This window comes from Exercitatus varius, from assembly GCF_029577735.1.
In the GTDB taxonomy this organism is placed as follows: domain Bacteria; phylum Pseudomonadota; class Gammaproteobacteria; order Enterobacterales; family Pasteurellaceae; genus Exercitatus; species Exercitatus varius.
This window is the reverse complement of the sequence record NZ_JARQTO010000002.1, coordinates 301,227-324,799: the sequence shown is the minus strand read 5'-3', so window position 1 is coordinate 324,799 and position 23,573 is coordinate 301,227. Positions and strand designations below refer to the sequence as shown.

Genomic DNA, 23,573 nt, shown 5'->3' with positions numbered 1-23,573 from the left:
GGCTTGGACGTTTTTTCGGGAAAGTTGTGAAATGGTCATATTTTTTTCCTGTGTTGTCTTCGCAGCAGCGGATTTTATCCGCCGACCGCACAATATCCGTATTTTCGGGCGAACGCATAGCCCGCCTTACATTTCTTTTCTTTATAAGCGATCGAATTGGGTAAAAACTTTGCAAATTTTATGCGTAATCGCCGGTGCGATTACTTATGGCTCCGCCACCGTTGGCAAAGCCAACGTTCAAAAAACTTTGCTTTTTGTGACCGCACTTTTATGTATAAAACCCAAGTGCAGTCATAAATTTCAGCGTTTTATTTTACTCGGCTGCCCGCTTTGACACCCGCGTCCACATCCAGCAGGAATAAATCTTCGCCGCCGCTGCCGGCGGATAAAATCATGCCTTCGGATATGCCGAACTTCATTTTACGCGGCGCAAGATTTGCCACCATAATTACATAGCGCCCCACTAACTCGTCCGGATTTCCGTAAGCGGCTTTAATACCGGAGAAAACCTGGCGAGTTTCAAAACCGAGATCCAATTGGAATTTCAACAGTTTTTTGCTTTCCGGCACAGCTTCACAGCCGAGCACTTTCGCCACGCGCAAATCCATTTTGGCAAAGTCGTCAATGCTGATTTCCGCTTCCACCGGTTCAAATTCGCTCTCAAGTGCGGGCGATTTTTTCACTGTTTTTTCAGCTTTCGGCGCGCTATTTACCGCCGCGTTTTCCGCTTTCGAAGCCTCAATCATCGCGTCGATCTGTTTCGCATCCACTCGGCTGAACAAGGCTTTAAAGGCGGCGATTTCGTGATCCAACAACGGTTGTGCCAAGTTATCCCAGGTTAATTCCGCCTGCAAGAAAGCTTCCGAACGTTCCGCCAATTTAGGCAATACCGGTTTTAAATAGCCCATTAACACACGGAAAAGTTGAATGCCCATAGAACAAACCCGTTGCAATTCGGCCTCACGTCCTTCTTCTTTCGCAATCACCCAAGGGGCTTTGTCGTCCACATATTTATTGGCTTTGTCGGTTAACGCCATAATTTCCCGAACGGCTTTGGCGAATTCACGGTTTTCATAATAAGCGGCGATTTGCTCCGATTGTGCGATAAATTCGTCGAATAGGGCTTCATCGTCCAATTTATCCGCCAATTTTCCGGCAAAACGTTTTTGAATAAACCCGGCATTACGCGACGCTAAATTCACCAGTTTATTGACCAAATCCGTGTTGACCCGTTGTACGAAATCCTCCAGATTCAAGTCCAAATCATCGATACGGTTGCTGAGTTTCGCCGCATAGTAATAACGCAGACATTCCGGATCCAAATGCTTCAGATAAGTTGCCGCCTGAATAAAGGTGCCGCGCGATTTGGACATTTTTTCGCCGTTCACCGTTACATAACCGTGTACGAAAATGTTGCTCGGTTTACGTAAATTTGCGCCTTCCAGCATCGCCGGCCAAAACAGACTGTGGAAATACATGATGTCTTTACCGATAAAATGATAAAGTTCCGCGTTACTGTCTTGCTTCCAGAATTGATCGAAGTCGATATTTCGGCGGTTACATAAGTTTTTGAATGACGCCATATAGCCAATTGGCGCATCCAGCCAAACGTAAAAATATTTGTTTTCCGTGCCCGGAATTTTGAAGCCGAAGTACGGCGCATCACGGGAAATATCCCATTGTTGCAGGCCGGCGTCGAACCATTCCTGCATTTTGTTCGCCACTTCCGATTGCAAGGCGCCGGAACGGTTCCATTCTTTCAGCATCGTTTCAAAACTCGGCAAATCAAAAAAGAAATGTTCGCTTTCTTTGATGACGGGCGTCGCGCCAGATATTACCGAACGCGGATTAATTAATTCCGTCGGGCTGTATGTTGCCGAACACACTTCGCAGTTGTCGCCGTATTGATCTTCCGATTTACATTTCGGGCAAGTGCCTTTCACGAAACGATCCGGAAGGAACATAGCTTTTTCAGGATCAAATAACTGGGAAATGGTACGGGTTTTAATGAAACCGTTTTCTTTCAACCGATTGTAAATCATTTCGGAAAATTCACGGTTTTCTTCGCTGTGAGTGGAATGATAATTATCAAAACTGATATTAAAACCGCAAAAATCCGCATAATGGCTTTTTTGCACCTCGGCTATCAACTGCTCCGGCGTTATTCCCATTTGATCAGCTTTCAGCATAATCGGGGTGCCGTGTGCGTCGTCGGCGCACACAAAATAGATTTCATTGCCGCGCATACGTTGGAAACGCACCCAAATATCCGCCTGAATATGTTCAAGCATATGACCTAAATGAATCGGACCGTTGGCATACGGCAACGCACAAGTGACAAGAATTTGACGGTTTGATTTTGACATTCTTTTTATAACCCTGAATCTGCTGTGAAAATTGTGGAGATTTTACCTTAAGCACGGTATTTTTTCCACCGGAACCGCATTTTCACTTAACAGAATCAATTTGTCATGGTTAAATAGTCGAGAAATCTACTCTGACTTTTAGGAAATATTATGACCATTCAATTTTCGCCGACACTTTCGGCAGAACAACAGACAAAACTTGTTGAAATCATTAAAAATTTCAAACATTCCAGCTTACGGCAGGATTTAATTGCGCTAAATGCGGTTAAAAAAATCGAAAAAGGCGGCGACACGCTACGCATTGAATTACAAATGCCTTTCGCCTGGAATTCCGCTTTTGAGCAATGCAAAGCCGAATTATCGGACGCTTTACGCGCAGCCGCTGAGGCTAAAGAAATCAAATGGGCGTTAAATTATCAAATCGCTACCCTTAAGCGGGCTAATAATCATCCTGCGGTAAAAGGCGTCAAAAACATCATCGCCGTCACATCCGGCAAAGGCGGCGTGGGCAAATCCACCACAACGGTTAACCTGGCGTTGGCTTTACAGGCGCAAGGCGCCAAAGTGGGCATTTTAGATGCGGATATTTACGGTCCGTCCATTCCGCATATGTTGGGCGCGGCGGATCAACGCCCGACCTCGCCGGATAATCAACATATCAATCCAATCGTGGTACAGGGTTTACAAACCAATTCCATCGGCTATTTGATGGAAGCGGATAACGCCACCATTTGGCGCGGTCCGATGGCGAGCAGTGCGCTTAATCAGCTATTGAACGAAACCTTATGGAACGAGCTGGATTATTTGGTCATCGACATGCCGCCGGGCACGGGTGATATTCAGTTAACGCTATCCCAACAAATCCCGGTCACCGGTGCCGTGGTGGTCACCACGCCGCAGGACATCGCGTTGTTAGATGCGGTGAAAGGCATTACGATGTTTCAAAAAGTCTCCGTGCCGGTTTTGGGTATTGTGGAAAATATGTCCATGCATATTTGTTCCAACTGCGGACATCACGAACCGATTTTCGGAACCGGCGGCGCAGAAAAAATCGCGCAAAAATACGGTTCGAAAGTGTTGGGTCAATTACCGCTGCACATTTGCCTGCGTGAAGACTTAGACAAAGGCACCCCGACGGTGATTTCTCATTCCAATGAAGAAATCCGTCAGGCTTATCTGCAATTAGCGGAAAAAGTGGCAAGCGAGCTTTACTGGCAAGGTTCCGTTATTCCGGATGAGATTATGTTCAAAGAGGTGAAATAATTTCACTTAAAATTAAAAAAGGTCTAACCCGAAAGTTAGACCTTTTTATCATATTAATGAAGCATTACTTCGCTTCAGCTTTTGTCGGTTCGCTAAACACGTGGCTGATGGCGCTGTGATGACCCGCCGAACCTTTGCCGTGGAAATAGTAGCGGCTTTCTTTCCATTCCACAATGTCAAACGGCGCATTCACTTCATCGGCGGCTTTCGCCAAGGTCATGTCCGCTTTGGTATGGTGCACGGCGGAAATGGTTCCTAACTGCCCGTTGAAGCTGTAAGTGCGGTCAAATTTTCGCACGTTTTTTACCGTCATTTCCGGCACATCCACCGCTTCATTCGCAACAGTGCCGTTAACTACGGTTTCTTTTTCTACGATAGCTTCATCCGCGCCGAAAGCGGATTTTGCTTGACGTTCAAGAATACGTTGCTCTTCGTTCAAACGTTCAAGCGATTCCTGCACCATTTTTTCCACCGCTTCATTCGCCGGTTGACTAACCAGCCCCAGCGGTTGCGCATTATTTTCCGTTTCTTCTACGATAGCGGAAGCCGGCATACTGACTTCAACTTCATCATTTTGCGTCTGCTGTTCCAGCAATTCGTCCACCGACAGGAAAGTCGATTCTTTCGACTTCGGCGATACCGCATCAACGTCAATCCAGACTTTACCGCTTGCCAATTCCGGAGAAGCCACGGCGGCAAACAACGGCATCGGCGAGGCGTCATTACGGCGACGGCGCGAATTATTAGCCCGCAAATGGCGCGGCGTACGACGGGAATTGCGTTCAGCACGCTCGCGGCGCGGTTCCGTCGGCTGTTGCTCTTTCGCCACTTCTTCCGCAACGACAGCGACTTCCTCAACCGTCGGTTGTTCTGCCGTTTCATTGTTTATACGGACTTTTTTACGTAAATCGCGACGTTCGCGGCGCTCTCTCGGTTGACGGGTTGACGGTGCTTTTTCCTCTGCGGTTTCAAGCGCTTCCGTTGTCTCCGCATTTGTTAACGCGTCCGCCGCTAAACTGCTGCGACGGGCATTGCGTCGACTATTGCGTTCATTCGAACGTTCACCGCGTGACGGAGTTTCCGATTTTTCCGCAGAAGCTTCATCACTTTTCGCCGTATTACGTTCCGAACGCGAACGACGGTTATTGCGACGTTCATTATTGCGTTCACGACGATTATTACGAGTCACAACCGGTTGTTGTTCAACCTTCTCTTCCGTCGCAAATAGTTTTTTAATCGCCGCGACAATGCGCGCTAATAAAGACGGCGTAGATTCTTTTTTGGGCTCAATAACCGGCGCGGCTTCAGAAATCGTCATAGACAACGCAGCCGTTTCCGCCACATTTTCCGCCGTCACGGCCGCCGCTTCAATATTGCGCGAAACCAAACTTTCTTCCGCAACGAACACATCGTCCTGCGCTTCATGCAGTTTCGGCAAGTGATAACTTAAGACATTCGCTTCTTCGCCGTCGCGCAAACGGAAAACGCTGAAATGCGGCGTTTCCATCGCTTCATTCGGCGCCACCACAATGTCTACATTATGGCGTTTTTCAATGCTGCGAATAGCCTTACGTTTTTCATTCAGTAAATAAGAAGCTATTTGTACCGGTACAATGCAGTGAACCTGTTTGCTGTTTTCTTTCAACGCTTCTTCTTCAATCAAGCGCAGAATAGAAAGCGACAGGCTTTCGTTATCACGGATTTTACCCGTTCCCTGACAACGCGGACAGACATGGCTGGACGATTCGCCTAACGACGGACTTAAACGCTGACGTGACATTTCCAGCAAACCAAAACGGGAAATGCGACTGATCTGAATGCGGGCCCGGTCCTGACGAACCGCTTCGCGCATACGATTTTCCACTTCGCGTTGGTGACGAACCGGGGTCATATCGATGAAATCGATCACCACTAAACCGCCCAGATCGCGTAAACGCAATTGACGGGCAATTTCATCCGCCGCTTCAAGGTTAGTATTTAATGCGGTTTCTTCAATATCGCCGCCGCGCGTCGAACGTGCAGAGTTAATATCGATCGCAATCAATGCTTCGGTGGCGTCAATCACAATAGAACCGCCGGAAGGCAAACGCACTTCCCGTTGAAATGCGGATTCGATTTGCGACTCAATTTGATAATGACTGAATAACGGCACTTCGCCCTGGTAAAGTTTAATCCGGTTGATGAAATCCGGACGCACCAGTTTGATGTGCGCTTTCGCTTTTTCGTAAACTTTCGGGCTGTCTACTAAAATTTCGCCGATATCGCGACGCAAATAATCGCGAATCGCGCGAACAATCACATCACTTTCCTGATGAATCAGAAACGGAGCCGAGCGACTTTCAGAAACCTGCTTAATGGCCTCCCAATGATGCAACAGCACTTTCAAGTCCCATTGCAATTCTTCCGACGATTTTCCCACGCCCGCCGTACGTACGATTAAACCTACACCGTCCGGCACTTCTAACGAACTTAACGCCTCTTTTAACTCAAGACGCTCGTCCCCTTCAATGCGACGGGAAATCCCGCCCGCGCGAGGGTTGTTCGGCATAATCACCAAATAGCTGCCCGCCAAGGAAACGAAAGTGGTTAACGCCGCACCTTTGTTGCCGCGTTCTTCTTTGTTCACTTGAACAATCACTTCCTGCCCTTCTTTAATCACATCTTTAATGTTCGGGCGACCGTTGTAAACATAATCCGCCGGGAAATATTCACGGGCAATTTCTTTTAACGGCAGGAACCCGTGGCGTTCGGCGCCGTAATCCACAAATGCGGCCTCAAGGCTCGGCTCCACGCGGGTAATGCGTCCTTTGTAGATGTTCGCTTTTTTCTGCTCATGACCCGGACTTTCGATATCTAAATCGAATAAACGCTGGCCGTCGACCAACGCAACGCGCAACTCTTCTTTTTGAGTCGCATTAATTAACATTCTTTTCATTTGTAAAAATTTCTCTGTTATTTTTTATTTTTGTCAAAAAAACTCAATTAAAACCGACCGCACTTTGAGTGTCTGCGGACTGCGAATTTCGGCGACCATCGTCTTAACGAATTACCGGCCCGTTTCGCATCCTGTTTTCGCTCGCGTCACCATCGACCTCGTGTTTGTCGCCGTTGCCCGTCTTCCCGACGGTCATCCGGCTGGGTGCATTGATAGCGTCGGCAACCTTCAAAAGCCTTGCCGAAGCGGCGCTTTAATTGCATAAAATTTGTTAAGTATTAATGTCTTACGATTATTTTCCAACAAATCGGCATTAAGTCTGCCCTAACAAAAACGGATAAAATTTCGACCGCACTTTCAGGCGGACAAAAATTTGTAATATTATGGGTGAAAAGGCGGTTTTAAGCAAGGCATTTCGGCTCTGTTCCCAACATTTCAATCGTTCAATTCGGGCGGTTTTTATGCTAAAATCCGGTCGATTTTCACCAATAAACATGAATATGAACGACAAAGTCATTAACGCCGCCGTAAAAATGCTGGAAATTTTCGATGAGGAAGCCGGCCAACGTATCGACAATTTTTTGCTCGCAAAATTGAAAGGCGTGCCGAAAAGTCTGATTTACCGCATTTTGCGCAAGGGCGAAGTGCGCGTAAACAAAGGGCGGATTAAGCCCGAATATAAACTGCAGGCGGGCGATGTCGTACGCGTGCCGCCGGTGCGCGTTTCGGAAAAAGAACAAGCGCCCGTTTCGATCAAGCTCAATAAAGTGGCACAGCTGGAACATCAGATTATTTTTGAAGACGATTGCCTGTTGGTGCTCAACAAGCCTTCCGGCACCGCGGTGCACGGCGGCAGCGGGTTGAGTTTCGGCGTTATCGAGGGATTGCGCGCGTTGCGTCCGCAAGCCCGTTTTTTAGAGCTGGTTCATCGTCTGGATCGCGATACCTCGGGCATTTTGCTGGTGGCGAAAAAACGTTCCGCTTTACGCAATTTACACGAACAGTTACGGATTAAAACCGTGCAGAAAGACTATTTGGCGTTAGTGCGCGGGCAATGGCAGTCTCATGTTAAAGTCGTCAAAGCGCCGTTGCTGAAAAACGAATTATCGAGCGGCGAACGGATTGTGCGAGTAAGCGAGCAAGGCAAACCGTCGGAAACGCATTTTTCTATCGAAGAACGTTATCTTAACGCCACGCTGGTGAAAGCTTCGCCCGTCACGGGCAGAACTCATCAAATCCGCGTGCACGCTCAATATGCCGGTCATCCTATCGCTATGGACGATAAATACGGCGACAAAAATTTCGACGCCGCTATGGCGGCATTGGGCTTGAACCGCTTGTTTCTACATGCCGCAAGCATTCGCTTCGAACACCCGAAAAACGGCGAAATATTGCGTTTGAATGCGCCGCTGGACGAAAAAATGAAAGCCGTTCTGAAAAAATTACGGGAGCAATCAAGATGAGCAAAAATATATTATGGCTGTTAGCCGTCGTCGCGACTCTGCCTGTTTATGCCGACACGAATGCGGCGGAAAGTGCGGGCAAAAATCCGAACGTTTCCAAACAGGACATCATCGGCGAATGGCAATGCAAAATCATTTACGACGATTTGCAAATTCAAGCGCTGGACAGTCTTGATTTTCAGGCCGACGGTTCTACCGTTGGCACCGGCTTGTTGTTTGTTCATAACAATTTTGCTTACGAAAGCAAGCATACCGGCCGCTGGCAATTAAAAGATAATGTGCTGTCGGAAACCAGTACCGATTATTCTTTCGGCCGCATTCACCCCAGCCAAACGGAAAAACGGCTGGATGAAGAGCCGAAATTAAAGGAATTCGAATCTTTGTTCTTTGAAAATCTGAAGGAAAACTCTAATTCCGGTGAAAGCGTGAATCTGCATATTCTCAGATATGACAAAAACCAAATGATCATCGATCATGTCTGGGATAACCAAAAACGTTACCCCGGACTGTGCCGGCGGAAAGTACAAGACGAGTAAACGATAACCGTTTGACGCCGTTTTTGTTATTCAGCGTGCCGATTCAGATCTTATAATAAACAAAAAATCCCGGACAATGCCGGGATTTCGAAAGGTAAAACCGATTAAAGCGCTTGATTAACAAAATTCGCCAATTGATTTTTTGGCAATGCGCCCACTTGAGTTCCTACCACTTTGCCGTCTTTAAACAACAATAAGGTCGGAATACTGCGCACGCCGAATTGTGCCGGCGTACCTTGATTTTCGTCGATATTCATTTTAACGATTTTTACTTTGTCGCCGTATTCCGCCGCCAACTCTTCTAAAATCGGACCGACCATGCGGCAAGGACCGCACCAAGGCGCCCAAAAATCCAATAATACCGGTACCTCTGCGTTTAACACGTCCGTTTCGAAAGACGCGTCGGTTGAATGAAATACTTCTGCCATATTTTTATCCTTTTTATGTGATTGTTCCCCGCTAATATTGGGAGCAATCGGGTTAATTTCAAGAGCTATGCCCTTTTTACTAAAAACGAGTGTAATTTTTACCGCACTTTTGGTCAATCAATCGTTACAATTTGCGAAACCTTATTTTAATTGCGCCAAGGCCTGCAATAAATCCGCCTTAATGTCTTCAACGTCTTCCAGACCGACGGAAAAGCGCAGCAAATCATTCGTTACGCCGCGGGCGATTCGTTCCGCTTCCGGAATATCCATGTGAGTTTGCGTAGACGGGTAAGTAATAAAGCTTTCCGTACCGCCCAGACTTTCGGCAAACGTGATTAATCGAATGGCTTTTAAGAACGGGTTCACCCAGTTTTCGTCCTGCAAACGGAATGACAACATACCGCCTTTATTTGGATACAGCACATCTTTCACCTGCGGTTGTTGATGTAAAAATTCTGCGATTTCCCGCGCATTATCCTGATGACGTTTCACGCGCAACGACAACGTTTTTAATCCGCGTATAGTTAACCAGGAATCAAACGGTGAAAGCACGGCGCCCGCGCCGTTTTGAATATAGAACAATTTATCGCACAGAGCTTGTCCTTTCGCAACGATTAAACCGGCCAGCACGTCATTATGGCCCGCAATATATTTTGTTCCGCTGTAAACGGTAATATCGGCGCCGTGCTCCATCGGCCGGAATAAAACCGGCGTTAAAAAAGTATTATCTACGATTAACAATAAATTATATTTTTTCGCCACCTTTGAAATGGCGGCGATATCGCATTCTTCCATCAACGGATTCGACGGCGTTTCCACAAAAATAGCTTTAGTATTTGCCGTAATTGAGGCTTCAATTGCGTCGGTAGAGGCGGTGTTCACGTAAACGGGTTTCACCGCATGATTATTTTTATAGCAATAATCCAATAAACGATATGTTCCGCCGTACACGTCACTGGACACAATCCATTCGTCCGGCGCTTTAAATAAACTCATTAACACTTGAATTGCCGCCATGCCGGAAGCAAAAGCAAAGCCGCGATCGCCGCCATCCAATTTTGCCATGGTTTCTTCCAAAACGGTGCGCGTCGGATTTTTGGTACGGGTATAGTCATAGCCCGTACTTTCGCCGATCCCCTGATGCCCGTAAGCCGTAGAAAGGAAAATGGGGGCGGAAACCGCACCGGTGCGGGAATCGGTTCGATTACCGGCTTGCGCCAAAAGTGTGTCTAAAGCATATTTCGTCATTCAATTTACCTACATCTTTTTAATCGGATTAAAAACGGATTCGCACATTGTGGCATAAAGTGCGGTCGGATTAAAGGAGATTTTCGCGTTAGATAAAAGACGGAATATTCCGCCTGATTCCAATATTCTTTTTGACCGAATTGCCTTTTTTATAATCAATCAACCGCGTTTTTCGTATTTTTTAAAAATATCAGTTGACACTAAATTGAAAATCCGTAGAATGCACTTCCGTTGACGGCAACAAGCTGAAATAAAGCGGGAATAGCTCAGTTGGTAGAGCACAACCTTGCCAAGGTTGGGGTCGCGAGTTCGAGCCTCGTTTCCCGCTCCAATTTTTAAATGCGTTGTGCCCGAGTGGCGGAATCGGTAGACGCAAGGGATTTAAAATCCCTCGCCTTTCGGGGCGTGCCAGTTCAAGTCTGGCCTCGGGCACCATTTAAATATCATTGATTAAATGACACCGTTCAGGTGTTTTTTTATATCCAAACTTCATGGCGTGTTAGCAAAGCGGTTATGCACTGGATTGCAAATCCATGTAGCTCGGTTCGACTCCGGGACACGCCTCCATTCTCTCCCGATTTTAAATCGATGTTTGAATTTTATATTGCGCAGTTTTCTTCATATTTTTCTTAAAACAATAATTCTCATAAAAAATAAACCTCTGATTTTTTTAAGGAATCAGAGGTTATACGAATTACGGCAGGCCTATTTATTTTTATGCTTTTCTAAGGATCTATGCTGAATCTTTACACGTTTCCCTTTATCCTGAAAATATTCCCCCAATTGTTGTGCAATATAAACCGAGCGGTGTTTGCCGCCGGTACAACCGATCGCAATGGTTAAATAGCTGCGATTGTTTCGTTCCAGCATAGGCAACCAGGTTTCAATATAATTTCGGGTGGTATAAATGAAATTTGCCACTTCTTCGTATTTAGCCAAAAAATCAATAACCGGCTGTTCCAATCCCGTCATTGGTCGCAGTGACGGATTCCAATGAGGATTCGGCAAAAAACGAACGTCAAAAACATAATCGGCATCCAGCGGTAAACCGTATTTGAAACCGAAAGATTCCACCACAATTTTCAGTTCTTTATCCGAATTGCCGCGCAAAAATTCGCGTAACCGCTCCGCCAATTCGTGAGTGGAAAGCACCGCCGTATCAATAATCAGATTGGCGTGTTGAATCAACGGATCAAGTTGAATCTGTTCCGCATCAATCGCCGCCTCCAGACTCAAATCCTGGTTCTGGACGGATAACGGATGAAGCCGGCGGGAATCGCTATAACGCCGAATCAACGTACCGCGATCCGCATCTAAAAAGATCACTTTGATCTGGTGCTTATTGCCCAACTCCGTCAGAATTTCATCAAGATGCTGAGTGGAATTCGGCAAATTGCGGATATCCAGGCTAATTGCCGCAGAAGCCTGACTTTGCGAGAGAATATCGGCTAATTGAGGCAGTAAATCGATAGGCAGATTGTCTACACAGTAATAACCGATATCTTCCAACGCTCGCAATGCTACTGATTTCCCTGCACCTGAACGTCCACTGATAATAATGAGTTCCATAGCTTGCCTACTAAAATTAATTGCTTGTTGTTGCCGCTTCTTCTTTGACGCTTTCGTCCAGATAGGCGTCAGCGAATTCAAAAACTTGCCAAATTTCTTCCGCACTTTGTGCGGCGCGCAGTTTTTTTGTGAGATTTTTATCGGTCAATTTTTCAGACAACTCGGATAAATTCGCACTGTAGCTGGAACACAGGCCTTCCGGCACTAATACCGCTAAAATAAGATCCACTTTGCGTTTATCCTGAGCTTCATAATCAATCGGTTCCGTCAACTGCAAAAAAACGGCGATAGGTTTGTCGCCGACAGGCAACCGCGCACGCGGCATCGCCACACCGCTACCGATTGCGGTACATCCCATTTTTTCACGACCGAACAGACTTTCAAAACACTTCAGGCCGGTAAATTGTTCCGAATTCACCTGCTTGCCGACAATCCGTCCGATAAATTCCAATAACGCTTTTTTGCTAGAAGCAACAACGCCCTGACGGATGTTGTCGGGCGTTAATAATTCGGTAAATTTCATGGTTTATAGCTTAAATCCCTCACCGAGATACACCTGTTTCACGTGATCATTATTCATGACTTCCGCGGGCGTCCCCGTTGCGATCATTTTCCCTGCGCTGACGATGTAGGCCCGCTCGCATACATCCAGGGTTTCACGTACGTTATGATCCGTAATAAGTACGCCCAAACCGCGATCCCGCAAATCCTTAATAATTTTTTTGATATCGATAACCGAAATCGGATCGACTCCGGCAAAAGGTTCGTCAAGCAAAATAAATTTAGGATTGGCCGCCAATGCCCGCGCAATTTCCACCCGACGACGCTCACCGCCGGATAAAGATTGCCCTAAGCTGTCACGGATATGCTCGATATTAAACTCTTCAATTAATTCCTCCGCGCGATCATGACGCTGTTCCGGGGTTAAATCTTTCCGGATTTCAAGTACCGCCATCAAATTATCATAGACGCTTAAACGGCGGAAAATCGACGCTTCCTGCGGTAAATAACCGACGCCTTTTTGCGCACGGTTATGCATGGGTAGCAGACTGATATCTTCGTCATCAATACGGATTTTACCTTCATCGTGACGCACTAACCCCACCACCATATAAAAAGAAGTGGTTTTCCCGGCGCCGTTCGGACCGAGCAGCCCCACAATTTCGTTGGATCGCACGGTAAAACTCACATCGGAAACGACTTTTCGCGCTTTATAACTTTTTGCTAAATGTTCGGCATAAAGAACAGCCATTCATCGTCTCCTTACTTTTTCTTATCGTTTAACTGCGCCGGAATTAAGACGGTACGCACGCGGGATTTCGCTCCGCTCGTGGCTTTAAGCTGTTGTTTTTTCACGTCATAAGTGATCACGTCGCCGTTAATTTTGCTATCCAGCTGTTTCAATTCGGCATTTCCCGTCAGCGTGAGGAATTCCGTACCTAAATCATAATGGACTTTATCGGCTTTACCATCGGCGGGTTTACCGTCGTCCATCATCTGATGAAATGTCACCGGCGAGCCGAAGGCATCCACCGTTTCTTTTTTACCGGAATTTTCCGGCGGCCGGGTAATGACGACTTTATTCGCTTTAATTAAAATAGAGCCTTGCGTAATGACGACATTATCGGTGAAAGTCACCACGCTGTTTTCCATATCCAATTCCTGATTGCCGGAATCGATATTAATCGGTTTATTGGTGTCGTCTTTCAACGCGGCGGCGGATAACGAAGTCATCAATAAGACCGTCGCCAATAAAATTTTATTTGTTGATTTCATAATGAGTTTTCACTTGTTCCTTGAGCGTTGCAACTTGCTGTTTAAGATTGCCGTCCAGTTTCAGGCCCGAACTGACAAAATTCTGGCCGTTGATTTTCACTTCCGTATTCGACGTGATGTCCTGAGTCTTTAAATTCACCGTCGCACGTTCGCTTTCTATCCGCTGCAAACGGGATTCGGGCAATAAACTCTGCGCGACTACCCGCCCGCTTAAATTCAACATATTATCTTTAGTTAACGTTGCTTTTGCCGCAGTTAATTTCCAACTTTGGTGCAGATCCGTTTCATTTTGTTTGGATTTGTCGGAAGCGGAATCGTCCAAAACGAAAACCATAGGATTAAAGAAATCCGTATGTCCGTCTTCACTGTAATATTCCACTTTATCCGATTTGGCAATATATTGCTTTTGACCCGTCGGCGAAAAAATAGTTGTCTCCATTTTCTGCCCGATATATTCGGGACTATCAGGCTTTTTAATGAGATTGGCCAATGAACCGTCTTCTTGGTTCAGGCTATAAAACCAAGCCGACAACGCCAAAGCAATCACGCCTAAAATTAAATTCCAACGAAAATTCATCAATCGAATAATGCTCTTAATAAAAAATAATAACGAATAATAGCATACTTTTTTGAAACAAAAGAAAATGCGAGCAAAATTTTGTCTACTGTAGCAACAAAAGTGCGGTCGAAAAAACGATCGTTTTTTTGACCGCACTTTACTATTGGAATAATTATTTCCGGACAGTTTCGCGCGCAACGTTTCCGGCTTCGATAACAAGCTCATCGCTTGGTCGTTGGTGGGTATAAAGCTCGAATTGCTCCACGGCTTGCAACACAATAACTTCCGCGCCGGAAATCACTTGCTTACCAAAGCGTTCCGCCGATTTAATAAACGGCGTTTCTACCGGCATCGCCACCACATCAAATGCCGTTTCGGCGGCTTTTATGAGATGCTCGGGGAATGCCAACGTCAATTCGTCCTTGCCGCCTTTCATGCCGATTGGCGTCACGTTCACCAAAATCTCCGCCTGTTGATGCTCAAGACTGGAAATATATTCAAAGCCATAAAGTGCGGCGAGATTCTTGCCCGTTTCCGCATTACGCGCATACACTTTCAGTCGGTTAAAACCCGAATTTTTGAACGCCGCAACCACGGCTTTCGCCATACCGCCGCTGCCGTGAACAATCACCGATTTTGCGTTATCTAATTGATATTTCTCGATTAATTTATAAATTGCGATATAGTCCGTGTTATAGGCTTTTAGATAGCCGTTGTCATTGACAATAGTATTCACAGACTGAATAGCCGCCGCCGATTCCGAAATTTCGTCCACAAACGGCATACAGCTTTCTTTGTGCGGCATAGACACCGCGCAACCTCGAATCCCAAGCGCCCGCACGCCTTTCACGGCGTGTTCAACATCCTGCACCTGAAACGCTTTATAAATAAAATCCAGACCGAGTTTTTGATACAAATAATTATGGAAGGTTGTGCCGAAATTACTCGGACGCGCCGAAATAGAAATGCATAATTGAGTATCTTTATTAATTGCCATGAAAAAACTCCTGTAATATTGACCGCACTTTTAAATGTTGGACATCGCCCCATCGTCGATGAAGGATTAATTCATATCAAACGCGGGATTCGGCGAGTGATCTTGATTAAAACGGCGCCCACCGCAACAGCCGGGGCGCCGGGATAGATGTCGCACAATGGAATCGGCACGAATTTGGCATATTTCCGCACGTCAATAATGATCTGAAATTTTAGCAACCGCCCCGATTTTCCCACGCTAATTTTCGCGTGCCGATGGCCGGATTTTTTCCCGTATCGCCAAGAAATGCGGCATTATGCCGTAAACGCACAAAACTTGCGGAAGCATGCGTTTTGTGCTTAACAAAAGCCGAAACGACTTATACTTCCACAAGCTCGGTAACCCTAATTTCAGCTTTGTTCAACTGCGACGTAATTTCAAAAAACGTTTCAATTTTTGACCGCACTTTACCTATACGTTAAACAAAATTATTCAAATAATTCCGCATGTAACGCCCGCACGACATCGTCCGCCTGATTACTGTGGACCAGCATGCAGATGTTATTTGTGCTGGCGCCGTAACTAATCATTCGCACGTTATACGGTTCCAATGAATTAAATATGCGTTTTGCCACGCCCGCCGCAATATGCAAATCGTTACCGATTAACGCCACCAACGCCAGTCCCGTATCCACTTTCACCGTGCACACTTCGCTCAATTCGGTCAGTAATTCGTTAGATAACAATTCCGCTCCGGAAGAAGCCGAACCGGTTTTATCCAGGGTTAACGCAATGCTGACTTCCGATGTGGTAATGGTGTCCACGGAAATTTTGTGTTTTGCCAGAATATTGAACACATTCGCAAGGAATCCCTGCGCATGCAACATATTTAAACTGGAAAGCGTTAATAAAGTTTGATCGCGACGCAACGCGATGGCGCGGAATGTCGGACGCGGCTGCGGATCGCGCGTGACCCAGGTGCCGCCGTCTTGCGGCGCTTTGCTGGAACCCACATAAACCGGAATGTTACTGCGCACTGCCGGTAGTAATGTCGCCGGATGCAAGACTTTCGCCCCGAAAGTCGCCATTTCCGCCGCCTCGGCAAAGCTCATGGTATCAATACGTTTGGCCGCCGGCACAATACGCGGATCCGTGGTGTAAATACCCGCCACATCCGTCCAGATCAATACGTCTTTGGCATTCAATACTTCGGCAATCAGTGCCGCCGAATAGTCCGAACCGCCGCGACCTAACGTAGTGGTTTTGCCGTTCGGATCACGTCCGATAAAACCTTGAGTGATCACCAGCTCACCGCGATCGATTAACGGTTTTAAAATATTGTCGCTGTTTTTCTGGGTTTGCTCGTCATCCGGCGCCGCTTTACCGAAATTGCTGTTGGTTGCCACCAATGAACGCACGTCTAACCAGGTTGATTGCGCATTTAATTCGCGCAACACTTCCACGAACAGACGAGTGGACATCATTTCGCCGTGGCTGATTAATTCATCCGTTAACGCCGCCGAAGTGGCCAAACTCGCCGCTTCCGCCAACGAATCGATATTATCCAGCAAGCGTTCGATTTCAGGACGCACAAAGCTGTCATCCTGTAACTCGGTTAAAATATTTTCCTGGATTTGACGAACTTCAGCTAATAATTTCTCCCGTTGTTGAGCGTCAACCCCATTCGCCAGCGCCACTAATAAATTCGTGATACCGGCAGAAGCGGAAAGTACGACCACACGAGTATTGGGATCGGCAATAACGATTTTTGCACAAGCCGTCATAGCGGCATGATTTGCAACACTGGTCCCGCCGAATTTTGCAACAGAAAGATGAGACATAAATAACTCCTGAAAACTAAAAACGAAAATATTTGATGGCTTATACAAATAAAGGCTTGTTTTTATTTTGTCAAATAAAATCTAAGGGAAAGCGTAAATTTTTAACGTTTCCCTTGATTTAAGGCCAAATTATTGTGAAATTCTTGAAAATTCATCAAAGAATGTCGGAAAGGTTTTCGCCGTACATTTCGGATCCAAAATCGTCACCGGCGTATCGGATAAGGCAATCAACGCAAAGCACATCGCCATACGGTGATCATTATAGGTTTCGATTTCCGCATGCCGGAATCGCTCTAACGGCAAAGGCTGAATGCGGATAAAATCCTCTCCTTCTTCCACCGTAGCGCCTACTTTGCGCAATTCCGTCGCCATCGCCGTTAAACGATCGGTTTCTTTCACCCGCCAGTTATAAATATTACGGATCACGGTTTCGCCTTTGGCAAATAGCGCGGTGGTGGCAATGGTCATAGCGGCGTCGGGAATGTGATTCATATCCATATCCACTCCCACAAGTTCGCTTTGTTCCGCCTGAATAAAATCGTCGCCCCAAGTAATTTTCGCGCCCATGGCGGACAATACGTCGGCGAACAAGCGATCGCCCTGAATGCTGTTTTTACCGACTCCGGTGACTTTCACGCAACCTTTAATAGCGCCCGCCGCCAGAAAATAAGAGGCGGACGAAGCATCGCCCTCTACTAAGAAAGTGTTCGGCGACTGATATTGTTGGCAGCCTTTTACCATAAAACGCCGATAATGTTGATTTTCCACCTCAACACCGAAAATTTTCATCATATTCAAAGTGATATCAATATAAGGTTTCGATACCAAATCACCGATAATTTCAATTTCGGTATCGGCTGAAGACATAGGCGCCGCCATTAAAAGTGCGGTCAAAAATTGAGAAGAAATTGAACCGTCGATTTTCACCTTGCCGCCGTGCAGACCTTTATTGCGGATTGCCAGCGGCGGATAACCTTCCTGTTCCAAATATTCCACTTCCGCGCCCGCCTGCAACAATGCATCCACCAAATGTTTGATAGGACGTTCTTTCATGCGCGGTTCGCCGGTAAGCACAATTTCGGCAACGCCTTCGTCGCCCGGATTAGCCAAACATAACGCGGCGGTTAACGGCCGCATGGCGGTGCCGGCATTGCCTAAAAAAAGCGATAACCCGTTTTGCCATTCGAAAGCTTTGCCGAACCCCTGCACTTCGCACGTAGTTTTATCGTCGGAAAGCCTATAATTCACGCCAAGCTGTTTGAGCGCATTGAGCATGTGACGCACATCGTCGCTGTCAAGTAAATTGGTCACTTTCGTGGTGCCCTTCGCCAGCGCGGCGAGTAATAATGCGCGATTGGACAAACTTTTCGAGCCCGGCAAATTAACCGTACCTTCAACACGGTTGATTGGATTTAAAGTGATTTTTTCCATGCTTTTCTATAAAAATGAGGGCGCGAATCTCGCGATTCGTGCCTAAATATAAATAATCGGCATACATAAGCCAATGTATGCCGAAGGACAATTAATATTTAAATTTCTTTTAAATTCAAAACTTTAATTAATGCGTCAAACAAACGATCGTTTTCCTGCGGCAAACCGATGCTCACGCGCAAATGATTCGGCATGCCGTAACCGGCGATCGGGCGAACAATAACGCCTTCATGCAATAACGCATCATAAATCGGCGCGGCCGGACGTTCAAAATCAATAGTAATGAAATTGCCTTTGGACGGAATATATTTCAACCCGTATCGTTGGCAGAACGCTTCATAACGTTTAAGTTCGTTACGGTTATTTTCCGCCACTTTTTCCACAAAGGCATCGTCGTTTAGCACCGCAACCGCCGCGGCTAACGCCAGGCTGTTCACATTAAACGGCTGACGCACGCGGTTGAATAAACCGGTGATTTCTTCGTTCGCTACCGCATAACCAATCCGCAAACCCGCTAAACCATAGGCTTTGGACAAAGAGCGAGACACCACCAAATTCGGATATTTTTTCAATAACGCGAAAGAATCCACCCGCTCGTCTTTGGCGGTAAATTCGGTATAGGCTTCGTCCAAAACCACAATAATATCCGACCGCACTTTTGCCAGAAACTCATCAATTTCGTTATGCGTTAAGAAATTTCCCGTCGGATTGTTCGGATTGGAAATATAAATTAACTTGGTTTTTTCGTTGATTACCGCTAAAAACGCATCTAAGTCATGCCCCCAGTTTTTCGCAGGAATTTCGCGGGCGGTGGCGTTAATGGCTTGGGTAATCAACGGGTAAACGATAAACGCATATTTGGAAAAAATCACTTCGTCGTGTTCTGAAACGAACGTATGGGCAAACAATTCCACTAAATCGTTAGAACCGTTACCCAAGGTGATTTGTTCCGGTTTTAAACCGAATTTTCCGGCAATCGTCTGTTTCAGGGTGAAACCGTTGCTGTCGGGATAACGAGTGAGAGAATCCAGTTGTTCGCGAATGGCTTTTTTCGCACTTTCAGGAAAACCGAACGGATTTTCGTTGGACGCGAGTTTGACGATATTGCTGATGCCTAATTCACGTTCCAGTTCTTCGATAGGTTTTCCCGCTTGATAAGGAGAAAGCGATTGAACGCCCTGATTGGCTCGTTGTAAAAATGTCATAAATTTTGACCGCACTTTTAAGGATAAAAAGGACAAATTTGCCCGTTACGAAATGTTGAAAACGGGTGAACCGTCGATCACCCGCGACAAATTATGCGTTTTCCGCTTCGAATTTTTTCATAAATTCGATTAACGCCTGCACGCCTTCAATCGGCATGGCGTTATACAGGGACGCGCGCATGCCGCCCAAAACTTTATGCCCTTTCAGCGCATGCAAGCCGGCGGCAGTAGCTTCGGCGACAAATTTCATGTTGAGTTCGTCGTTATCCGTGGTAAAGGTGACGTTCATCACGGAACGGTTCGGTTTTGCAATATAATTGCGGTAGAATTTACTCTGATCCAAGAAGTTATACAGCAATTCGGCTTTCGTTGCATTGCGGCGAGTATAAACGTCGATACCGCCTTCCGCCAACATATGTCGGAACACCAGGGAACACAAATACCACGCAAACGTCGGCGGAGTGTTGATCATGGAATCGGCGTTCGCCTGCACTTCGTAATTCCAAATCGACGGCGTCGCCCGACGGGCGTGACCGATTAAATCCTCGCGCACAATCACTAAGGTAATCCCGGCCGGTCCCAGATTTTTTTGCGCGCCGGCATAAATTAATCCGAATTTACTGATGTCGATTTGTTTCGACATGATATCCGAAGACATATCCGCCACTAAAACCGCGTCGCCCACATTCGGCACTTCTTTAATCTGCACGCCGGTAATGGTTTCGTTAGTGCAGTAATGCACGTAATCATATTGATCCGCAATGTCGCTGAAATCCGTACGAGTCACGCCGATAACGCCGTTTTCGTCTTTTTCGGCAATGCTGATTTCATCAATTTCGCAGAAATTACGCGCTTCTTTCGCCGCCATTGCGGACCAGTGGCCGCTGTTCAAATAAAGCGCTTTGCCTTTTGCACCGATTAAATTCATCGGTACCGCCGCAAATTGGCCGCGGGCGCCGCCTTGCAGGAAAAGAATTTTGTAATTATCAGGCACCTTAAAAAGCTGACGCAGATCTTTATCCGCCTGCGCGATTAATTCCATAAAATACTTACCGCGATGGCTGACTTCCATGACGGAAGTCCCTTGGTTTTGCCAATTTAATAATTCGGCCTGCGCCGTTTTTAAAACCGCTTGCGGCATCATCGCCGGTCCCGCGCTGAAATTAAATACCTGTGTCATAATTTGCATCCTGATTGTTTTTGATTTTGAGTATAACTCGGTATTTTTACCACCTTGAGCCCGGCTAGGCAACGAATTTTAGGTAAATTCGCGGAAAAAATTGATTTATCCCACAAAATCTTTTTTAACACTTTGACGGCATAACAAAAAAACGTTAGATTACCTTATCTTTGTTTAACCTGTTGAGAGTAAAATTATGGAAAATGTGAGCAAACAATCCTTCCAAGAAGTTCTAGAATACGTCCGAATTAATCGTCAGCGTAACAAATTATTGCGCGAAATCGGCGATTGCGAACGCAAAATCCGCGATAACAAAAAACGCGTGTTATTGTTAGATAATCTTACCGATTACATTCAGGACGATATGAGCATTGCAGACGTGCGCGCAATTATCAACAATATGCACGACGACTATGAAAACCGCGTTGACGATTATGTCATCAAAGCGGCGGAACTGTCTAAACAGCGTCGTGATTTAAAAAACCGCATGAAAGAATTGAAAGCTTCCCATGCGGCGTTACCGAAAAAAGAAAAATAATTTCAACTAAATCAATAAAGTGCGGTCAAAAATCTCATCGTTTTTTGACCGCACTTTTCCGTTTCATGGAATTAATTTCCGCCCCGTTCGTAGATAATTTCCACGCCTTCGTCATCTTCTTCCGACCAATCGTCCCAGAAATCATCGTCTTCAACCGCATTTTCCACGGCTTGTTGATGATAATCGTCCCATTTGAATTTCACTTCGTCGGCCGGCTTATCTTGTTCCGTTTCGCGCGGATGCGCTTCAAGGAAATCCATAATGTCATGGGTTAATTGAGACACATTTTTACCCGTTGCCGCAGAAATCAGGAAATAGTCATCCTCATAGCCGAGGCGTTCGACAATCTCTTTCGCGCGCGCCGCCGCTTCTTCGTCGCTCATGGTATCAATCTTGTTGAACACCAACCAGCGCGGCTTCTCCGCCAATTTTTCGCTATATTGAAACAATTCGTTTTCAATAACGGCAATATTATCGGCGGGATCGCTTTCATCAATCGGCGCAATATCCACCAAATGGATCAATACGCGGCAACGCTCCAAATGCTTCAGGAAGCGAATGCCGAGCCCTGCGCCTTCGGATGCATTTTCAATTAGACCGGGAATATCCGCCACTACAAAGCTGCGATCGGAACCGACACGCGCCACGCCTAAACTCGGCACCAATGTGGTAAACGGATAGTCCGCCACCTTCGGTTTTGCTGCGGAAACCGCGCGAATAAAGGTGGATTTTCCGGCATTCGGCAAACCGAGCATGCCCACATCCGCCAACAACATCAGCTCCAGTTGCAGATCGCGTTTTTCACCGGGCGTTCCCATGGTTTTCTGACGCGGCGCGCGGTTTACGGAAGATTTAAAACGGGTATTGCCCAATCCGTGATAACCGCCTTTCGCCACCAGCAATTTACTGCCGTGCCGAGTTAAATCCCCCAGAATTTCTTTGGTATCGTTATCAATCGCACGGGTTCCCACCGGTACGCGTAACGTAATATCCTGCCCGCGCCGCCCCGTGCAATCGGAACTGCGCCCGTTTTCGCCGCGTTGTGCGGCAAAACGTTTCTCAAAACGGTAATCGATTAAGGTGTTTAGATTTTCGTCGGCAAGCAAATAAACATCGCCGCCGTCGCCGCCGTCGCCGCCGTCAGGGCCGCCTTTCGGAATAAATTTTTCACGACGGAAACTCACACAGCCGTTACCGCCGTCTCCCGCTTCAATACGAATCAAAGCTTCATCAATAAATTTCATCTTCTATACCTTTCTATGCTTGAACAATTTATATCCCGCCGCCGAGATAATTGCTCCCAATACTACAACAAACGCCCCAATATAACTAATGCTATTAAGATGAGGCATAGCAAAATGCTCCGGATTGATTTTATGTAAAATATGGGAAAATAAAATCGTGAACAACGGCACCAAAGTAATCACTACGCTGACTTTCGAAACGTCCCAGCGATTTAACGCTTCGGCATAAGCACCGTAGCCAATCAGCGTATTCAAACAACAATAAATGAAACAACCTAAAGTAAAACCGCTTAATCCTTCAATTTGTGAAAATTTTGCAAAGGGCATAAACACAATAACGCATCCCGCATACATAATCAGCAAAATTTGCTGAGCGCTAAATGAACGCGACATCAATTTCTGCGCCATACCATAACCGACCCAAACCACCGCCGCCGTTACACTCAACATAATTCCCGTAGAATACGCGTTAACACCGAACAACACGGCGAATTTATCGTTAAAAAATAAAATTAATCCGAAAATTAAAACCGCCAAACCTAATTTTTGGTGCACGCCTAATTTTTCTTTAAACACAAAAACGCCGCAAATCAACATCATAAATGACGATAAATGAATAAAAATCTGGGTAACGGAAGGTTCGATATACTTCAAAGAAGAATTAAACAGAAAAAAGTTTCCTGCAAGTCCCAACACGCCAATTACGGATAATTGCCAATATCTTGGACTGAATTGCGCAAGAGCTGGCAATTTTTTCTTCCAGGACAATAATAAAAACAAGGCAAAAGCCGCCACGAAAAAGCGGTACCATACAATGCTTTCCGCATCCATTACCCGCAGTACGTTTTGTAATGCAATGGGCAACGATCCCCATGCCATGGCCGCAATTAAAGCAAAAATAAAGCCTAAAACGGGTTGCTGATTCATAATCTTTACATTAACACAATATAAAAATGCCCCACAAAACTGTGAGGCATTTTAAATTTTATACGACCGAAATTATAAGGTTTCTTGA

At 46.1% G+C, this 23,573-nt stretch carries 20 protein-coding genes and 3 tRNA genes; 7 read left to right on the top strand and 16 right to left on the bottom strand.

The features are described from left to right. Positions 1-308: 308 nt before the first annotated feature. On the bottom strand, positions 309-2,366 hold the full coding sequence (gene metG, locus P7M01_RS04120) for a methionine--tRNA ligase (protein WP_394853426.1): 2,058 nt from the start codon (positions 2,364-2,366) through the stop codon (positions 309-311). 150 nt (positions 2,367-2,516) lie between these two features. On the opposite strand from metG, the gene apbC reads away from it, so the two are divergent. Then, positions 2,517-3,629 (top strand): iron-sulfur cluster carrier protein ApbC, encoded by a 1,113-nt coding sequence (apbC, locus tag P7M01_RS04115; protein WP_317476046.1) that lies wholly within the window; start codon positions 2,517-2,519, stop codon positions 3,627-3,629. A gap of 64 nt (positions 3,630-3,693) precedes the next feature. Here the strand turns inward: apbC and rne are convergent, their stop codons facing one another. After that, complete coding sequence (rne, locus tag P7M01_RS04110; RefSeq protein WP_317483400.1) at positions 3,694-6,564, bottom strand: ribonuclease E; 2,871 nt, start codon at positions 6,562-6,564, stop codon at positions 3,694-3,696. Between the two features lie 500 nt (positions 6,565-7,064). On the opposite strand from rne, the gene rluC reads away from it, so the two are divergent. Then, a complete protein-coding gene (rluC, locus tag P7M01_RS04105) occupies positions 7,065-8,027 on the top strand; it encodes a 23S rRNA pseudouridine(955/2504/2580) synthase RluC (protein ID WP_317483401.1) in 963 nt (320 codons plus the stop codon). Further along, positions 8,024-8,563, top strand: coding sequence for a hypothetical protein (locus P7M01_RS04100; RefSeq protein ID WP_317483402.1), 540 nt, complete (start codon positions 8,024-8,026; stop codon positions 8,561-8,563). Before rluC ends, P7M01_RS04100 begins: the two co-directional genes overlap by 4 nt. Positions 8,564-8,667: 104 nt before the next feature. Here the strand turns inward: P7M01_RS04100 and trxA are convergent, their stop codons facing one another. Both trxA and P7M01_RS04090 read right to left on the bottom strand, forming a co-directional pair. Continuing rightward, entirely contained in the window at positions 8,668-8,991 is a 324-nt protein-coding gene (gene trxA, locus P7M01_RS04095) for a thioredoxin (protein WP_317476489.1), read from the bottom strand. Positions 8,992-9,132: 141 nt separating this feature from the next. Beyond that, positions 9,133-10,239, bottom strand: a complete 1,107-nt coding sequence (locus P7M01_RS04090) for a methionine biosynthesis PLP-dependent protein (protein WP_317476488.1) — start codon at positions 10,237-10,239, stop codon at positions 9,133-9,135. Positions 10,240-10,494: 255 nt separating this feature from the next. Here P7M01_RS04090 and P7M01_RS04085 point away from each other — a divergent pair. The 3 genes from P7M01_RS04085 to P7M01_RS04075 all read left to right on the top strand — a co-directional run bounded on the left by P7M01_RS04085 (position 10,495) and on the right by P7M01_RS04075 (position 10,806). Continuing rightward, positions 10,495-10,570: transfer RNA gene (locus P7M01_RS04085), tRNA-Gly, on the top strand. A gap of 17 nt (positions 10,571-10,587) precedes the next feature. Beyond that, positions 10,588-10,674, top strand: a tRNA-Leu gene (locus P7M01_RS04080). A gap of 58 nt (positions 10,675-10,732) precedes the next feature. Continuing rightward, a tRNA-Cys gene (locus tag P7M01_RS04075) sits at positions 10,733-10,806 on the top strand. Between the two features lie 138 nt (positions 10,807-10,944). On the opposite strand, the gene rapZ is transcribed toward P7M01_RS04075, so the two are convergent. The 10 genes from rapZ to serC form a co-directional block, all read right to left on the bottom strand. Continuing rightward, a complete protein-coding gene (gene rapZ, locus P7M01_RS04070) occupies positions 10,945-11,808 on the bottom strand; it encodes an RNase adapter RapZ (RefSeq protein ID WP_202937041.1) in 864 nt (287 codons plus the stop codon). Between the two features lie 16 nt (positions 11,809-11,824). After that, positions 11,825-12,331 (bottom strand): PTS sugar transporter subunit IIA, encoded by a 507-nt coding sequence (locus P7M01_RS04065; protein WP_317476487.1) that lies wholly within the window; start codon positions 12,329-12,331, stop codon positions 11,825-11,827. 3 nt (positions 12,332-12,334) lie between these two features. Further along, the gene (gene lptB, locus P7M01_RS04060) at positions 12,335-13,060 is read right to left on the bottom strand and encodes an LPS export ABC transporter ATP-binding protein (RefSeq protein ID WP_202937039.1); all 726 of its coding nucleotides are present in this window, start codon (positions 13,058-13,060) and stop codon (positions 12,335-12,337) included. Positions 13,061-13,071: 11 nt separating this feature from the next. Next, a complete protein-coding gene (lptA, locus tag P7M01_RS04055) occupies positions 13,072-13,584 on the bottom strand; it encodes a lipopolysaccharide transport periplasmic protein LptA (RefSeq protein WP_317476485.1) in 513 nt (170 codons plus the stop codon). After that, the gene (gene lptC, locus P7M01_RS04050) at positions 13,568-14,161 is read right to left on the bottom strand and encodes an LPS export ABC transporter periplasmic protein LptC (RefSeq protein ID WP_202937801.1); all 594 of its coding nucleotides are present in this window, start codon (positions 14,159-14,161) and stop codon (positions 13,568-13,570) included. Before lptC ends, lptA begins: the two co-directional genes overlap by 17 nt. A gap of 154 nt (positions 14,162-14,315) precedes the next feature. Continuing rightward, positions 14,316-15,140: a shikimate 5-dehydrogenase gene (locus tag P7M01_RS04045; RefSeq protein WP_317483403.1), complete on the bottom strand. Its 825-nt coding sequence runs from the start codon at positions 15,138-15,140 to the stop codon at positions 14,316-14,318. A gap of 467 nt (positions 15,141-15,607) precedes the next feature. Continuing rightward, entirely contained in the window at positions 15,608-16,960 is a 1,353-nt protein-coding gene (lysC, locus tag P7M01_RS04040; protein ID WP_202937036.1) for a lysine-sensitive aspartokinase 3, read from the bottom strand. 129 nt (positions 16,961-17,089) lie between these two features. Then, positions 17,090-18,391, bottom strand: a complete 1,302-nt coding sequence (gene aroA, locus P7M01_RS04035; protein WP_317483404.1) for a 3-phosphoshikimate 1-carboxyvinyltransferase — start codon at positions 18,389-18,391, stop codon at positions 17,090-17,092. A 98-nt stretch (positions 18,392-18,489) separates the two neighbouring features. After that, positions 18,490-19,596: a histidinol-phosphate transaminase gene (gene hisC, locus P7M01_RS04030; RefSeq protein WP_317483405.1), complete on the bottom strand. Its 1,107-nt coding sequence runs from the start codon at positions 19,594-19,596 to the stop codon at positions 18,490-18,492. Positions 19,597-19,687: 91 nt separating this feature from the next. After that, positions 19,688-20,776, bottom strand: a complete 1,089-nt coding sequence (gene serC / locus P7M01_RS04025; RefSeq protein WP_317483406.1) for a 3-phosphoserine/phosphohydroxythreonine transaminase — start codon at positions 20,774-20,776, stop codon at positions 19,688-19,690. 196 nt (positions 20,777-20,972) lie between these two features. Here serC and P7M01_RS04020 point away from each other — a divergent pair, with 196 nt between their 5' ends. After that, positions 20,973-21,314 (top strand): DUF496 family protein, encoded by a 342-nt coding sequence (locus tag P7M01_RS04020; protein ID WP_202937032.1) that lies wholly within the window; start codon positions 20,973-20,975, stop codon positions 21,312-21,314. Positions 21,315-21,385: 71 nt separating this feature from the next. On the opposite strand, the gene cgtA is transcribed toward P7M01_RS04020, so the two are convergent. Together cgtA and P7M01_RS04010 are read right to left on the bottom strand one after the other, a co-directional pair. Continuing rightward, on the bottom strand, positions 21,386-22,558 hold the full coding sequence (cgtA, locus tag P7M01_RS04015; RefSeq protein ID WP_317483407.1) for an Obg family GTPase CgtA: 1,173 nt from the start codon (positions 22,556-22,558) through the stop codon (positions 21,386-21,388). Between the two features lie 3 nt (positions 22,559-22,561). Further along, positions 22,562-23,485, bottom strand: coding sequence for a DMT family transporter (locus P7M01_RS04010; RefSeq protein ID WP_317483408.1), 924 nt, complete (start codon positions 23,483-23,485; stop codon positions 22,562-22,564). Positions 23,486-23,573 lie beyond the last annotated feature (88 nt).